The organism is Streptomyces sp. NPDC034085 (assembly GCF_055575555.1).
The window spans coordinates 224,454-238,289 of sequence record NZ_JBVISL010000007.1 but is presented as its reverse complement, the minus strand read 5'-3'; the positions used below and the strand labels follow the sequence as shown (position 1 = coordinate 238,289).

The following is a 13,836-nucleotide window of genomic DNA, read 5'->3' as shown; positions in this document are numbered from 1 at the left end:
GTCGGTCCTCCGGCCGTTTTCCTTTCCTTGATCCTTGGAGCCCCCTCACCATGACCGAGCAGAACGAGAAGCAGTCACTGGTCGGGGAGGAGTACGAGGTCGAGGTCGGTCCCGTCGCGCACGGCGGCCACTGCATCGCCCGCACCGCCGAGGGGCGCGTCCTGTTCGTCCGCCACACCCTGCCCGGCGAGAAGGTCGTCGCCCGCGTGACCGAGGGCGAGACGGACTCCCGCTTCCTGCGCGCCGACGCGGTCACGGTCCTGACGGCCTCCAAGGACCGCGTCGAGGCCCCCTGCCCGTACGCCGGCCCCGGCAAGTGCGGCGGCTGCGACTGGCAGCACGCCAAGCCGGGCGCCCAGCGCCGGCTCAAGGGCGAGGTCGTCGCCGAGCAGCTGAAGCGGCTCGCCGGTCTCACCCCGGAGGAGGCCGGCTGGGACGGCACCGTCATGCCGGCCGAGGGCGACAAGCTGCCGGCGGGCCAGGTCCCCCAGTGGCGAACCCGCGTCCAGTACGCCATCGACGAGACCGGCCGCGCGGGCCTGCGCAAGCACCGCTCGCACGACATCGAGCCGATCGACCACTGCATGATCGCCGCCGAGGGCGTCTCGGAGCTCGGCATCGAGAAGCAGGACTGGCCCCAGATGGCGACGGTCGAGGCGATCGCCGCCTCCGGCTCCGGCGACCGCCAGGTCGTCCTGACTCCCCGCCCCGGCGGCCGCCTGCCCCTGGTGGAGCTGGACAAGCCGGTCTCGGTGCTCCGGGTCGAGGAGAAGGACGGCGGCGTCCACCGCGTCCACGGCCGCCCCTTCGTCCGCGAGCGGGCGGACGGCCGTACGTACCGGGTCGGCATGGGCGGCTTCTGGCAGGTCCACCCGCAGGCCGCCGACACGCTGATCAAGGCCGTCATGCAGGGCCTGATGCCGCGCAAGGGCGAGATGGCCCTCGACCTGTACTGCGGCGTCGGCATCTTCGCGGGCGCGCTGGCGGAGCGCCTCGGGGAGACGGGGGCCGTCCTCGGCATCGAGTCGGGCAAGCGCGCGGTGGAGGACGCCCGCCACAACCTGGCGGACTTCCCGCGGGTCCGCATCGAGCAGGGCAAGGTCGACAGCGCCCTCCCGCGCACCGGCATCACGGAGTGCGACCTGGTAGTCCTGGACCCGCCCCGCGCGGGCGCCGGCAAGCAGACGGTCCGCCACATCGCGAGCCTCTCGGCCCGCCGCATCGCCTACGTGGCCTGCGACCCGGCGGCCCTGGCACGCGACCTGGCGTACTTCGCGGAGAACGGCTACAAGGTCCGCACGCTCCGCGTCTTCGACCTCTTCCCGATGACCCACCACGTGGAGTGCGTCGCGATCCTCGAACCGGCGGCAAAGGGCCTCTGACCTGTAGGTCAAGGCTGTCCGTCAGGTCGTCAGCCATGGAAGGGTGTCGCTAGCTCACCGGAACCGGCGGTGGCGCCGGGGCGGGCGACGGATCCGAACCGGTAGCGGGAATCAGGCTGCGACGAGTTCCTGCTTGCGGTCCGGCGCCTTGACCTTGGATTTCCTGTTCGGCAGCGAGAGCCGGAAGACCTTGTGCCACGCGGAGAACACCTGCTTGGGCAGTGGCCCGGTGACGTACTCCAGCTCGTACTTCTCGAACAACGCGCGGACCTTCACCGCGACCTCGGCGTACCGGTTGCTCGGCAGGTCGGGGAACAGGTGGTGCTCGATCTGGTGCGACAGGTTGCCGGTCATGAAGTGCATGGCCTTGCTGCCGCTGATGTTCGCCGAGCCCATCATCTGGCGCAGGTACCACTGGCCGCGCGTCTCGCCATTGATCGACCGGCGCTCGAAGACCTGCACGCCCTCGGGGAAGTGCCCGCACATGATCACCGAGTGGGTCCAGATGTTGCGGACCAGATTCGCGGTGAACGTGGCGGCGAGCGTGGTGAGGAACGACGGGCCCGACAGCAGCGGGTGGATCACGTAGTCCTTGAGCACCTGTTTGCGGATCTTGCGGCCCACGGCCCGGGCCCGCGCGCGGAACTCCGGGTTCTTGCGGCGGTGCTTGGGCAGGTTCTTGCCGAGTTCCAGGTCGTAGGCGGCGATGCCGTACTCGAAGAAGCAGGCGTTGATGAAGTTCCACAGCGGCTGGCCGAGGTGGAACGGGTGCCACTTCTGGTCCTCGTCGACGCGCATGATGCCGTAGCCGAGGTCGTTGTCCTTGCCGATCACGTTGGTGTACGTGTGGTGCAGCTCATTGTGCGAGTGCTTCCACTGCTCGGCCGGCGAGACGTGGTCCCAGTCCCAGGTGGTGGAGTGGATCTTCGGGTCCCGCATCCAGTCCCACTGGCCGTGCAGGATGTTGTGGCCGATCTCCATGTTGTCCATGATCTTCGCCACGGACAGACCGGCGGTGCCGATCAGCCACGCGGGCGGGAAGAACGAGAACAGCAGCACGCCCCTGCTGGCCAGCTCGAGCTTGCGCTGCGCCGCGATGACCTTGCGGATGTAGGCGGCGTCCTTCTCGCCCCGGCCGGCGATCACCTCCTCGCGGATCGCGTCCAGTTCGCGGCCGAGTTCCTCGATCTGCTCCGCGGTCAGGTGGGCGGTGGGGTCGATGGCGGTCAATGTGCTCCTATCGTTCGATGTCGCAGGGGCCCGCCGCGGCGGACACGCAGGTCTGGATGAGGACGCCCGGCTCGGCTTCGGTGATCTCACCGGTGCGCAGGTCGCGGACGGCGCCCGCCTTGAGCGGCGTGACGCAGCCGAAGCAGATGCCCATGCGGCATCCGGACGGCATGAGTACACCGGCCTCCTCGCCGACGTCCAGCAGCGGCGTGGCGCCGTCCGCGTCGACGGTCTTGCCGGTGGTGCTGAACGTGACCCGGCCACCGTCACCGGCGACGACGATGCCGGGGCGGAAGCGTTCGGTGTGCAGGCGCTCCTGGACGCCGTGCTCACGCCAGTGATCTTCGGCGGCGTCGAGCAGGCCCCCGGGCCCGCAAGCCCAGGTCTCGCGCTCGGCCCAGTCGGGCACGAGTTCGCCGAGACGTGCGACGTCGAGCGTACCGTCCGTGTCGGTGTGCAGCTCGGTGAGCCGCAGCCTCTTCTCCGCGACCAGGTCGTGCAGATCCTTGCGGAAGATCACGTCGTGCGGCTGTGGCGCGGAGTGGACCATGACGACGTCGTCGAACTCGGTGTCGCGCAGCATGCCCATCACCGGCGTGATGCCGCTGCCGGCCGTCAGGAAGAGCACCTTGGCGGGCCTGGCCTGCGGCAGTACGAAGTCACCGGCCGCCTGGTCGAGCTGGATCAGCGTGCCCGGTTTCGCGCTGCGGACCAGGTGATTGCTGACCTTGCCGTCCGGGATCGCCTTCACGGTGATCGTGATGCGGCCGTCCTGGCGGTTCGTCGGCGAGGTGAGCGAGTAGGCACGCCACAGGCGCACCCCGTCGACATCGACCCCGATCCGCACGTACTGACCGGCCGTGTGACCGCGCCAGCCCCGTCCCGGCCTGATCACGAGGGTGGCGGCGTCGGCCGTCTCGGGGTGCACGGCCTCGATGCGCCCCCGCAGGTCAGCGCCCGCACGCAGCGGGCTGACCAGGTCGAGGTAGTCCGACGGCAGCAGCGGCGTCGTGACCATCTCCAGCAGTTTCCACGCCCTACTGCGGAGGGCTGCACTCGTCATGACCCCAGCTTGATGTGCTTCAGGGGGTAAAGTCCTGTCCGCAAGACGTGAAAATGATCGGCTGAATTGTTCGCAAGGAACAAAAAGTGGGGCATGCAGTCCGGAGGGCCGGCGAACTGGTCCTGGATGAGACGACGGTCAACGCGCTTCGGGCCGCGCTGAAGACCACCGCCGACGAGATCGTCCAGGCGATCATCGACGAGGTCCCGCCCTACGCCAACGCCCTTTCGGGCCGCATGGGCGCCACCATCCGCCGAGCCGTCCGCACCGCCCTGGGCCTCTACCTCGACCTCGCGAGCGGGAACGCCACGGGCGGCGACGCCGGCGACGCGGCCTACGAGCTGGGCCGCGGCGAGGTCCGCGACGGCCGTTCGATGGACGCCCTGCTCAGCGCCTACCGCGTCGGCGCCCGCGTGGCCTGGCGAGGCCTGGCCGCACGTGCCGTACCCGCAGGTCTGCCCGCCGCCCAGGTCGCCAAGTTCGCCGAGCTGACCTTCGCCTACATCGACGAGCTCTCCGCCGCGAGCGCCGCGGGCCACGCCGACGAACTCGCCGCGCGGGGCCGGGCCCACGAGCGCCACCTGGAACAACTGGCCCGCGACCTCCTCTCCGGCGCGAGCCCGGACGTGCTCCTCGCCGCTGCCGGACGGGCCGGATGGCAGCCTCCGGTTTCGCTGACCGCGGTCCTGCTGCCCGCCGCCCAGGCCCGGCCGGCCTACCGCACGCTCGACCCGGGCACCCTCGTCCTCGACGACCTGCCGGACGCCTCCGGCGTGCTGCTCGTCCCCGATGCCGACCGAGCACATCTCCTGAGGCAGCTGCCCGACCACACCACCGTGGTCGGCCCGGCCCGGCCATGGATGCGTGCGTCCGCCTCGTACGCACGAGCCGTACGCGCGCGCGGCCTCTCGCCTGAGATTCGCGACACCGAGGAACACCTGCCCGAGCTGGTACTGAGCGCCGACGCGGACGCGTTCGCAGATCTGCGTACCCGAGCCCTCGCACCGTTGCAGAGCCTGCCTGTCGCGACCGCGCGACGGCTCGAGGAGACGTTGTGGGCGTGGCTGCTGCACCAGGGCAAGCGGAACGAGATGGCGACGTCGCTGTTCGTCCACCCCCAGACCGTCCGGTACCGGATGTCGCAACTGCGGGAGCTGTTTCCGGACCTCGGGTCCCCGCGCCGGGTCCTCGAACTGACGCTCGCGGTCGGCCTTCGGGTCAGCTGACGCGTTCTTCGACCGCCCACTCCGGTCACGCATCCGCGATCCCCGCACTCCCGACAGAGCTCAGGTCGGGTCGGCGGAAACAGAAGGCCGGCGCAGCATCAGGGCCGGCGGGGTGTAGCAGGAGCCGGGCCGCCGCGCTGCTCGGCACCACCCGAGGCTTCCTGCGCGCGATCGGTGAGCACCGCCTGGTCACCCCACTACGCTCGCCGGGACGGGCGCCGTGTGTCGCAAGGGCGGCTGACTGGTGAGCGCGCCATCGCTTCGGATGGAGGGTCTGTGATCGCAGGAGAGCCAGGCGGGAGCGGTGCGCCTGATTCTGGTTTTCGCGTGGAGGGTGGTCCCGTCCGTGAGGGGATGACGCTCGCGGGGATGCTGGAGGCGGCGGAGGCCGCGCCACCCGTGGAATCCCTTGATGTGGTCGCGCGCATGCTCAAGGACCATCTCGGGGCGGTGTCGGTGTCCTTCCTGATCACCGACTTCACGGGGAGCTCGGTCGTACGGCTGGGCGCCGCGGACAGCGTCGAGACGGGCGAGTGCGCCCGGCGCATCACGCTGCGGGGCACGCTGTACGACGACGTGATCCGCAGCCAGCGCCCGAGCGCGCAGGACGAAGGCCCGGCGACGCCGGTACGGGTGGTCGCTCCGGTGACCAACCGCGGGGACGCCATCGGACTCCTGGAACTGTTCCTGCCCGCGCCGCCGGACGAGGACGTGATGCGGCAGATCGGTGAGACGGCGCACGCGCTGGCCTACATCGTCATCGCGAACCGCTCCTTCACCGACGTCTACCAATGGGGCCGGCGTACGCGCCCGCTCAACTTGGCCGCCGAGATCCAGCACCGGCTGCTCCCTGCGTCGCTGGCGTGCGAGGCCGCGCAGTTCGCGGTGGCCGGGGCGCTGGAGCCGGCCGACCACGTGGGAGGGGATACCTTCGACTACGTGGTCGACCGGGACACCGTCCAGCTGTCGGTCACCGACGCCATGGGTCATGACGTCGCCGCCTCCTTGCTCGCCACCCTGGTGGTGGGCGCCCTGCGCCGGGCCCGGCGGGCCGGCGAGGGCCTGCGGGAACAGGCCCGACAGGCCGACCTGGCCATGCGCGAGCACGGCCGCGAGGGCTACGTGACCGGTCAGCTGCTGCGGATCAGCCTGCTCGACGGCGCCACCGAGTTCATCAACGCCGGACACCCCTGGCCGCTGCGGATGCGCGACGGCGAAGTGACCCGGATCGTTCCGGAGGTCGATTTGCCGTTCGGCATCCTCAGCCCGCGTGACTATCGGGTGCAGTCACTGGACCTGCGGCCCGGCGACCGGCTGGTGATGTTGACGGACGGCATGCTGGAACGCAACGCCGACACCGTGGACCTGTCCCGGCTCATCGTCCGCACCCGCGACCTGCATCCCCGGGAAGCCGCGCGCACCCTCATCGGGGCGATCGTCGATGCCGGAAACGGGCATCTGGAGGACGACGCGACCGTCATGTGCCTGGACTGGCACGGCACCGCCCCCACCCAACGGGACGCCGCGACCGGCGCCAACCTCGCCGACGCATCGCTCTCGGCAACCTGAGGGACCGGTCCCGGACGGTGGCCCGCTCCACCGCGCCTCCACCGGCAGAACTCGGCCGGTTCGGTCGTGCGCATGTGTTCCGGGCGCAAAATCTGTGACCGTTAGGTGAGAATTTGCCGCGCATAAGGCGAAGGGTTTTTATCGCCGGGGGCTGAGTAAATGACCTTACCTGCGGCGGGCGCTCCGACGTGCTACTGTCGTTCCCAGTTGCAGTCTTGGTTCGCAAAAATTCAAGCGCTTCCCCTGCTGGCCTCGCCCGCTGGAAACGCTTTGTATTTCCGCCGATTTTCCGGTCGGGGCAATCAACGCGGCGACTCCGGAACCGCACAGTGTGATTCCGGGCACTGCCCCAAGGGAGATCAATATGGCATCTGGCACCGTGAAGTGGTTCAACGCGGAAAAGGGTTTTGGCTTCATCGAGCAGGACGGTGGCGGCGCTGACGTCTTCGCTCACTACTCGAACATCGCCTCCTCCGGCTTCCGCGAGCTTCAGGAAGGCCAGAAGGTGAACTTCGACGTCACGCAGGGCCAGAAGGGCCCGCAGGCCGAGAACATCGTTCCCGCCTGACGCTGACGCGTATACGTAGCTGGGGCCCGCACCTTGGAGTGCGGGCCCCAGCTCGTTTTTTCCCCTCACACCCTCACACTCCACGTCGCATCGCGACGTTTCAGCGTGAGATCCGGCGGGCAGCGGCGCCTCGCGTCGACCCGCTCCATTGTCCGGCCCGGCGGATACGTTCTCACGCAGCGCCCGCCCGGCCCCACTGTCGGCTGTAAGTCGCCCGCCGCTCACCCGGCCTTCTTGACGCCTGCGCGGCACTATCTCCGCAAGCCGTGTCCGCTCTTCTCGCGGCATGGTTCTGCCCCGTCTTTCTTCGGCCCGTTCTCTCGAATGCCGTCACGGGAATTCCACGAAGCGTGCCGCATCGAGGAAGGCCCCCCATGGACCGCAGCACTCGCACGAACGACCGCTGTTCCCGCCCCCGCTCCGGCGGCCAGAGCGGTTCCCCCCACACGGGCCGTACCGGTGCTCCCGCCCGTGCCGGCTTCTGGGGATGAAGGTCCCGTTCCCGATCCAGGGCGCGACCCTGCCGGGTGGTGACGGCGTACACGGTGCAGCCGAGGGTGGCTTGCGGTGTCTTCGCCAGGCAGATGAGGACGATGCCCGCAGCCGGCGATGCGGGGACCATCCCGGCGTGAAGCCAGCCTTGAAGCTTCGGTTTGATCGGTTCCGCCAGGTCGGCCGCCCGTTCGACCACCTCGGCAACCGCCGGGGAGTTCTCGCGTCCGCCAACCGTTGGTGCCGTTGTCTTCCGCCAAGCAGGGCCGTGGAACTCGGGTAATTCGGCGGGCCCTGGGAACGATCAGAGCTTCCGAATGAGCCGGCCTCTCCGCTCTCCTACGCTCAAGGACCGCCGATGCTTCCCGAGTTCAGTTCCCACGCGTCCGCCCCCCTCTCCCATCAGCTGGAACAGCGGCTGGGACTGGACCCCCGCCTCGAGGCCGGCCGAATCGACGTGGAGCGCGTCGCGGACATCGCCGTCGTCGCATCGGCTCACTCCGACGGGTACGCGGCCACCGCGCATCTCCTCGGACTCCTGGCCGCGCTCCCCGCTCCCACCGAGGCGGGGGAGCACTTCTGGTCGGACTTGTGGAGGTCTTCGGGGTCCCTCTACCTGCTGCCTGCCAACATCAAGGACTACGTCCTGAGTTCGCTGGCGGGCGAAGGCACCGGTCTGGCCGGACAGATCCTCTCGGCTGTCGACGAGATGACCTCGCCCCAGCGCATCGCAGCGGGGGAGGTCATCGGCCAGGCGCTCTCCGAGTCCGACCACCTCCCCGACCTCAAAACGCAGGTCATCGGCGAGCTGTGGCTCCGGGACCTCGAACTCACCGCCTGGCGGGTCCTGCACGCGGACCACAAATCAGCGGATCCGGCCCGGCGAAAGGCCTTTCTCGACGCGTGGACGAGTATCTGATCGGCATCGGCTTGACCGAACGCATGCGCGCCTCCCCGCACGGTCGGTGCCGTCCCCTGCGGGGCCCAGAAGCGCCGGCTGGGGGACGACCTCGTGGGTGACGCGCCTGTCTCGCCGAGTAGAGGGTGCGGTGGGGATGCCGCCGGGCCGGGGATGGGGGGATCGGACTACGGCTGCACCAGGCGGTCGAGGAAATCCCGCGTACGGGCCCGCGCGTCGCCGAGGGAGGCCGTGGATGGGCCGACCGACACGGCGAGGCCCGTGCTGTCCGTCAGGATGATCGGAGCGGCGATGCTCATCGCCCCATCAGGTCACCCTGGCCTCTCTGAGCCTGGCGACGCCGGCCCTGTCCGTTCCTGTGTCCGTCGCTGAGGCGCTCAACCCGAAGTGCTCCCCATGTACCGCCGGCGTTCGAGGCCGATTACCTCCTCATCGCACACGTGAAAATCTGTGGCGGCCGGAGTAGACATTCGGCGGCGGGGTGGTTATGGTTTCTCTCGTAACGCAGAGAGACCGCAGGGCCCGGCAGAGACGAACTGCCGGGCAGCAGTACCCGCAGGTGCAGTACGCAGGACGGTGCGGTGGTGGAGTTTCGAAGCCAGAGCGGTTGCAGGACGGCGACGGGACTGACGACCGGACCGGGTGGCCCGCAGTGATCAGGGGCCGCCGTGAGCAGTAGTGCAGTTCGCAGTACCAGCAGTGAAGTTGTGAAGCGGTACCTCGGTGAAGGCGTCGGCTGCGGGCGCGCGCACCGGGAAGTTCGGCAGTGGGGTTCTAAGCCAGAGCAGATGCAGGATGGGCGACGGGGCTGGCTGCCGGAAGTGGCGCTGTGACAGGTCACCAGCAGTACGCAACACCAAGCAGTAGAGGCAGTTCGCAGTTCCCGTTTGGCAAGTGATTGATCCAGAGGGAAGAACGGAGGAACCAGACGCCATCAGGATCGCCCGGACGCCACGCGAGTCCGGGTACCGCAGGACATCGATAGTGAGGTGGTCTCCGGTCACGCATCCGCGATCCCCGCAATCCCGACAGAGCTCAGGTCGGGTCGGCGGAAACAGAAGGCCGGCGCAGTATCAGGGCCGGCAGATGGTGTAGCAGTTCCTTCGGGGCCCGGGAGCCACATGCTCCCGGGCCCCTCCACGCGTTCGACAGAGAGGTGAAATGACAGCAGCCAGCCCCGCCGGCCCGCCCGGCGGTCACTTGGACGACGACGACTTCCCCGCATACACGATGGGCCGGGCCGCCGAGCTGCTCGGCACCACCCAAGGCTTCCTGCGCGCAATCGGCGAGCACCGCCTGATCACTCCCCTCCGCTCACCCGGCGGACACCGCCGCTACTCCCGCTACCAGCTGCGCATCGCCGCCCGCGCCCGCGAACTCGTCGACCAGGGCACCCCCATCGAGGCCGCCTGCCGGATCATCATCCTTGAAGATCAGCTCGAGGAAGCCCAGCGCCTCAACGCCGAACACCGCCACGCCGCCCAGCCAGCGAACCCGGCGACGGCGGCCTGAGCTGCAGCGCACCCTGCCTGCCCTCGGCAGGACCGCAAGACCTGGTCCAAGGTGTGGCGTGTCCTCGTTTCTTCTGGTGACTGGCCGTTGTGGGCGCGTGGCATTTACGTTCGACGGCACGCAAGGGAAGAAGGGCCCCCAGGCGGAGAACATCACCCCGGCCTGACCTTCGCCACCCTGCCCGCCCGCCTGTCGACAGTCACCGGGAGTGCCGGGTACGGATGCCCGCGCACACTCCGTACCGTCCGCGGAGCGCGGTCGACCGAACGTCGTCCGGGTGTGGGCGGGGTCTACAGGTCTGCCGGGTCGGCCGCGGCGGTGGCGAGTGCGGTGATCAGTTCCCGGACGCGCTGGTCCTGACCGCCGCGGACCGCGCTGACGACCCCTTCGATCAGTGCCTCTGCACGGGTGTCGGTCATCGCCGGGGTGGTGATGCGGGTGACTGACGGCGCTGTCATGCCGTGGCCCGGAGGCTGCGTTCCAGCGCGGCTGCGGTGGCGGTCCGCATCTGCTTCGCCGGTGATTCACCGTGGGGCGGCACCCCCCCGTGCCGGCGGAGCCGACGTCGCCATTGCTTGGATCACCAGCCGGTCCAGGCTTCGTTCGGGTGCGGGGTGATCGGTGAGGTGGTGGCCGGCCTGTCCGGTGATCACGACGGCCAAGAGGCTGAGGCATTCCCGCTGAAGCACCGAAGTCCAGCCGTACTCACCCGGCACACCGAGAAGTCCCTGCCCGTCGCCGCTCACGCGTTGGCAGGCGTCCTGCACCACCCGCACGACCACCGCGAAGCACTCGGGGCCCACGCGTTCATGTAAGTCCTCCAGGTACCGGTCCAAGACAGCGCCCCCGGTGTCCCGAGGGCTGCTGGAGGTGGGGTTCCGCGGATGAGGCTCGGGCATACCTGCCCTCTTCCCTCTTCGGAGGCGCACCACGTGGAGTGCGTGGGATCCTGGAGCCGGTCGCGAAGGGCGCCTGAGGAGGCTTCTTGGTCTGGGTCGGCTGTTCGACCTGTATCCGTACAAAGAACGAGTGCAGGCGTCCGGCGATGACTGCAAGCCGCTTGGCCTACGGATTCAGTCGAGGAACGCCCTCGCCTTCCTCGGCAACGCCCCTGCGCTTTCCAGGAAGCTGACGTTCGAGGTGACGCCCCGTCGCCTCGAACCGGCCGTGTGCCCGGACGTGACCGGCCGGAGCCGTTGCCTACGCGCTGCGTGGCGGTGCGGTCACGCCTACCCGCTCTGCTGCGGCCCGGGGAAAGCTCGGCGGGTCCAGGCTGCCCGTCTTCCACAGCGACCCGTACGCGCACGTCGTCGGCCGTCATACAGATGACTTCGGCGGGCCAGACGCGCTTGCTGTTGGCCGAGCAGCCGGCAAGACTCTTTGGCCTTCTTGCTGACCAGGTGCAGCGGTTGTCGTGCGGAACGCGGCGACCGGTGGGCGTGGTCTGCGTGTCCGGCGTTCGCGGTGATGATCCTCAACGGATCTTCAGTGACATCCGGGGCAGCCGAGACGAACCGGGCAGGGAGCTTCCGGGGTGCGGTCAGGTGTGATCCGGCCACTGTGAACACGGTTCCGGCCGCACCCCGTGGCGGCGTTTCCAGGTAGCCGCAGTCTTCTCTAAGATCACCGGACCGATTGCGGCCCGACGGGCTTCCCGCGAGGACATGCCCCCACCCGCACGAGTTACTCGTGCCCTGGGGGAACCACCTCGTGTCCTTGCTCCTGCTGAAGCTCTCGGCGCGGGATCTGCTCACCTTGCATGCCCGTCGCCACATGGTGCCGCACCTTGCTGCCCGCTGGAAGCATTTCCGAGGCTCGGACGCCTCGGTCACCGAGCGCTCCGCATGGGCGGAGAGCTTGATCAGCCTTGCGAACGATCTGGTCGCCGCCGACCGCGGAAACGTGGAGATGGTCGTTGAGTGCGCGGCCACCCTCGATGAGTCCAACCGGTCGGAACCCCGACTCATCGACGTCGTGCTGGTCGGCCGCCATCCGCAGGAGAACCGGCCGTCCGTTCAGCTCGTCGAACTCAAGCGCTGGTCCACGGTGACCAGGATCGAGCGCGCCACCGCTGAACTGGTGCACGTGCCAGGCCTGGGGGCCAAGAAACATCCCGCGCTGCAGTTGCGTGAGTACTACGAGGCGTTTACGAGCGACAGGGGGCCCTTCGAGAACGAGGAATTCGAGTGCGGGGGGTTCGCCTACCTCCACAACGCCACGGACGACTCCGTACGTCCGCTGATCGGTGTCGATGCGCCCACGGGCGCCTACGCGCGTGTGTACACGGCCGACCGACGTGCCCAGTTCCTCGACGACCTCAGGGGGAGCTTCGCCGCCGAGGGCGGTGCTTCCGAGGCCGCGACGATGTTGCGGACCATGGGCCTGCGCAATACACCGCTGCTCGACGCCATGAACTGGTCCCGGGGCGACGACACCGTCTTCGTCCTCCGCGGGCGCCAGAAGGTGGTTGCGGAACAGATCCTCGAAGCGGCCTCCAAGGTCCTACCCGACCCGGAGCACCCCGTGTTGATTCCGGACGAGAGGCGCGTGATCTTCCTGGTCACAGGCGGCGCTGGTACCGGCAAGAGTGCGATCGGCCTGCAGATCAAGGCCCAGCTCGAGGCGCAGGGGCGGACCGTGAAGTACGCCAGTGGAAGCAGGGCTTTCAATGCGGCCATTCAGGAGCATGTCGGCTACGGGGACAAGCAGTTCAGGGAGACCTTCACCTACTTCAGCAACTTCGTGGACACCTCGGTTCCTCCCGTGGACGTTCTGATCTGCGACGAGGCGCATCGCCTGCGCGATCGCTCGACGAATCGGTTCTGGACACAGGAGGAGCGGGCGAAGTGGGGGAAGGGGCCGCAGGTGGACGAGCTTCTCGACGCGTCACGCCTGACGGTGTTCTTCCTGGACGAAGGCCAGTCCGTGCGGCCGAGGGAGGTGGGCACCGTCGAGTTGATCAAAGATGCGGCTGAGCGCCGCGGCGCCGACGTCCTCGAGTACGGCCTGCGCGAGCAGTTCCGTTGTGGAGGCAGCGGCTCGTACATCCGCTGGGTGCGTGCCCTCCTGGGTGTGACGGACGAGGAGGCGAGGCCTTGGCGGTCGGAAGACGAGCCGCAGACCTGGAGGGCGGACGGGCTGATGCACGTCGAGGTGGCGGAGACCCCGGAGGAGCTCGAGCGGATCATCCGGACGGAGGCCGCGGCCGGCGCGTCCGCCCGCATGGTCGCGGGGTACTGCTGGCCCTGGACGGAACCCGTGGGCGAGGAGAAGCGCCTGGAAGCCGATGTCCGCATCGGAGATTGGCACAGGCCCTGGAACGCGAAGAGCGAGAGCTACTGCGCGGACGGGGTCCCGCCGTCCGACATCTGGTCCGTCCACCCCAACGGCCTGGGGCAGGTCGGCTGTGTCTACACGGCGCAGGGCCTGGAATGGGACTGGTGCGGGGTGATCATGGGTGATGACATGGTGCGCCGTGGCGACGAGTGGGTGTTCCAGCGGGGCAAGGAACGCAAGGAAGCCCCCGACTCGGACATCAAGCGCGTGGATCTGCCTGGTTCGCTCGATCCGAAGGTCAGCCCGTCGAGTGTGGACGACGACGACTTCGCGCGGCTGGTCCGGCAGGCGTACCACGTCCTGTTGACCCGCGCGAGCCGTGCCACGGTGCTCTACTCCACGGACGAGGAGACCCGCACCTATCTGAAGAAGCTGGTGGGTCAGGTTGAGATCCACGGGCTTCGACCCACCTGGCTGAACCTTCCGAAGGAGGCTCGCACGGTGCACCTGCCGCGGGGAAACGGGAGACGCAACCGCAAGCGGCGGAAGTCGTCGGGCCCCGACCTCCGACTCTTCTGACACCGGGCGTGGGACGGTGG

General features: G+C 68.8%; 11 protein-coding genes and 1 pseudogene. 8 read left to right on the top strand and 4 right to left on the bottom strand.

Annotated elements, in window-relative coordinates; genetic code table 11:
- The first annotated feature begins 50 nt into the window (after nucleotides 1-50).
- Entirely contained in the window at nucleotides 51-1,382 is a 1,332-nt protein-coding gene (locus ACZ501_RS24295; protein WP_468798014.1) for a class I SAM-dependent RNA methyltransferase, read from the top strand.
- 111 nt (nucleotides 1,383-1,493) lie between these two features.
- Here ACZ501_RS24295 and ACZ501_RS24290 read toward each other — a convergent pair whose 3' ends face one another.
- On the bottom strand, nucleotides 1,494-2,612 hold the full coding sequence (locus ACZ501_RS24290; protein ID WP_468798011.1) for a fatty acid desaturase family protein: 1,119 nt from the start codon (nucleotides 2,610-2,612) through the stop codon (nucleotides 1,494-1,496).
- A gap of 7 nt (nucleotides 2,613-2,619) precedes the next feature.
- Entirely contained in the window at nucleotides 2,620-3,675 is a 1,056-nt protein-coding gene (locus ACZ501_RS24285; protein ID WP_468798008.1) for a ferredoxin reductase, read from the bottom strand.
- Between the two features lie 86 nt (nucleotides 3,676-3,761).
- Here ACZ501_RS24285 and ACZ501_RS24280 point away from each other — a divergent pair, with 86 nt between their 5' ends.
- The 5 genes and pseudogenes from ACZ501_RS24280 to ACZ501_RS24260 all read left to right on the top strand — a co-directional run bounded on the left by ACZ501_RS24280 (nucleotide 3,762) and on the right by ACZ501_RS24260 (nucleotide 8,449).
- The gene (locus tag ACZ501_RS24280) at nucleotides 3,762-4,901 is read left to right on the top strand and encodes a PucR family transcriptional regulator (RefSeq protein WP_361599569.1); all 1,140 of its coding nucleotides are present in this window, start codon (nucleotides 3,762-3,764) and stop codon (nucleotides 4,899-4,901) included.
- A 125-nt stretch (nucleotides 4,902-5,026) separates the two neighbouring features.
- Nucleotides 5,027-5,113, top strand: a pseudogene (locus ACZ501_RS24275) (MerR family transcriptional regulator); the annotation flags it as partial.
- A gap of 142 nt (nucleotides 5,114-5,255) precedes the next feature.
- Nucleotides 5,256-6,470 carry a PP2C family protein-serine/threonine phosphatase gene (locus ACZ501_RS24270; RefSeq protein WP_468798169.1) on the top strand — a complete coding sequence of 405 codons (1,215 nt, stop codon included), beginning with the start codon at nucleotides 5,256-5,258 and terminating at the stop codon, nucleotides 6,468-6,470.
- Between the two features lie 364 nt (nucleotides 6,471-6,834).
- Nucleotides 6,835-7,038 carry a cold-shock protein gene (locus ACZ501_RS24265; RefSeq protein ID WP_064071132.1) on the top strand — a complete coding sequence of 68 codons (204 nt, stop codon included), beginning with the start codon at nucleotides 6,835-6,837 and terminating at the stop codon, nucleotides 7,036-7,038.
- 850 nt (nucleotides 7,039-7,888) lie between these two features.
- Nucleotides 7,889-8,449 (top strand): hypothetical protein, encoded by a 561-nt coding sequence (locus tag ACZ501_RS24260; protein WP_361599563.1) that lies wholly within the window; start codon nucleotides 7,889-7,891, stop codon nucleotides 8,447-8,449.
- 167 nt (nucleotides 8,450-8,616) lie between these two features.
- Here ACZ501_RS24260 and ACZ501_RS24255 read toward each other — a convergent pair whose 3' ends face one another.
- Nucleotides 8,617-8,748, bottom strand: a complete 132-nt coding sequence (locus ACZ501_RS24255) for a hypothetical protein (protein WP_468798005.1) — start codon at nucleotides 8,746-8,748, stop codon at nucleotides 8,617-8,619.
- Between the two features lie 862 nt (nucleotides 8,749-9,610).
- Between ACZ501_RS24255 and ACZ501_RS24250 the strand changes: the two genes are divergently transcribed.
- Entirely contained in the window at nucleotides 9,611-9,961 is a 351-nt protein-coding gene (locus tag ACZ501_RS24250) for a helix-turn-helix domain-containing protein (protein ID WP_361599557.1), read from the top strand.
- A gap of 290 nt (nucleotides 9,962-10,251) precedes the next feature.
- Here the strand turns inward: ACZ501_RS24250 and ACZ501_RS24245 are convergent, their stop codons facing one another.
- A complete protein-coding gene (locus ACZ501_RS24245) occupies nucleotides 10,252-10,419 on the bottom strand; it encodes a hypothetical protein (RefSeq protein WP_468798002.1) in 168 nt (55 codons plus the stop codon).
- Between the two features lie 1,252 nt (nucleotides 10,420-11,671).
- On the opposite strand from ACZ501_RS24245, the gene ACZ501_RS24240 reads away from it, so the two are divergent.
- On the top strand, nucleotides 11,672-13,816 hold the full coding sequence (locus ACZ501_RS24240; protein ID WP_468798000.1) for a DUF2075 domain-containing protein: 2,145 nt from the start codon (nucleotides 11,672-11,674) through the stop codon (nucleotides 13,814-13,816).
- Nucleotides 13,817-13,836 lie beyond the last annotated feature (20 nt).

What these genes read in the sequence shown, in the direction of transcription:
- ACZ501_RS24260 (WP_361599563.1), top strand. Translation starts at nt 7,889, where the DNA reads ATGCTTCCCGAGTTCAGTTCCCACGCGTCCGCCCCCCTCTCCCATCAG.
- ACZ501_RS24285 (WP_468798008.1), bottom strand. Translation starts at nt 3,675, where the DNA reads ATGACGAGTGCAGCCCTCCGCAGTAGGGCGTGGAAACTGCTGGAGATG.
- ACZ501_RS24245 (WP_468798002.1), bottom strand. Translation starts at nt 10,419, where the DNA reads ATGACAGCGCCGTCAGTCACCCGCATCACCACCCCGGCGATGACCGAC.
- ACZ501_RS24270 (WP_468798169.1), top strand. Translation starts at nt 5,256, where the DNA reads ATGACGCTCGCGGGGATGCTGGAGGCGGCGGAGGCCGCGCCACCCGTG.
- ACZ501_RS24255 (WP_468798005.1), bottom strand. Translation starts at nt 8,748, where the DNA reads ATGAGCATCGCCGCTCCGATCATCCTGACGGACAGCACGGGCCTCGCC.
- ACZ501_RS24265 (WP_064071132.1), top strand. Translation starts at nt 6,835, where the DNA reads ATGGCATCTGGCACCGTGAAGTGGTTCAACGCGGAAAAGGGTTTTGGC.
- ACZ501_RS24250 (WP_361599557.1), top strand. Translation starts at nt 9,611, where the DNA reads ATGACAGCAGCCAGCCCCGCCGGCCCGCCCGGCGGTCACTTGGACGAC.
- ACZ501_RS24295 (WP_468798014.1), top strand. Translation starts at nt 51, where the DNA reads ATGACCGAGCAGAACGAGAAGCAGTCACTGGTCGGGGAGGAGTACGAG.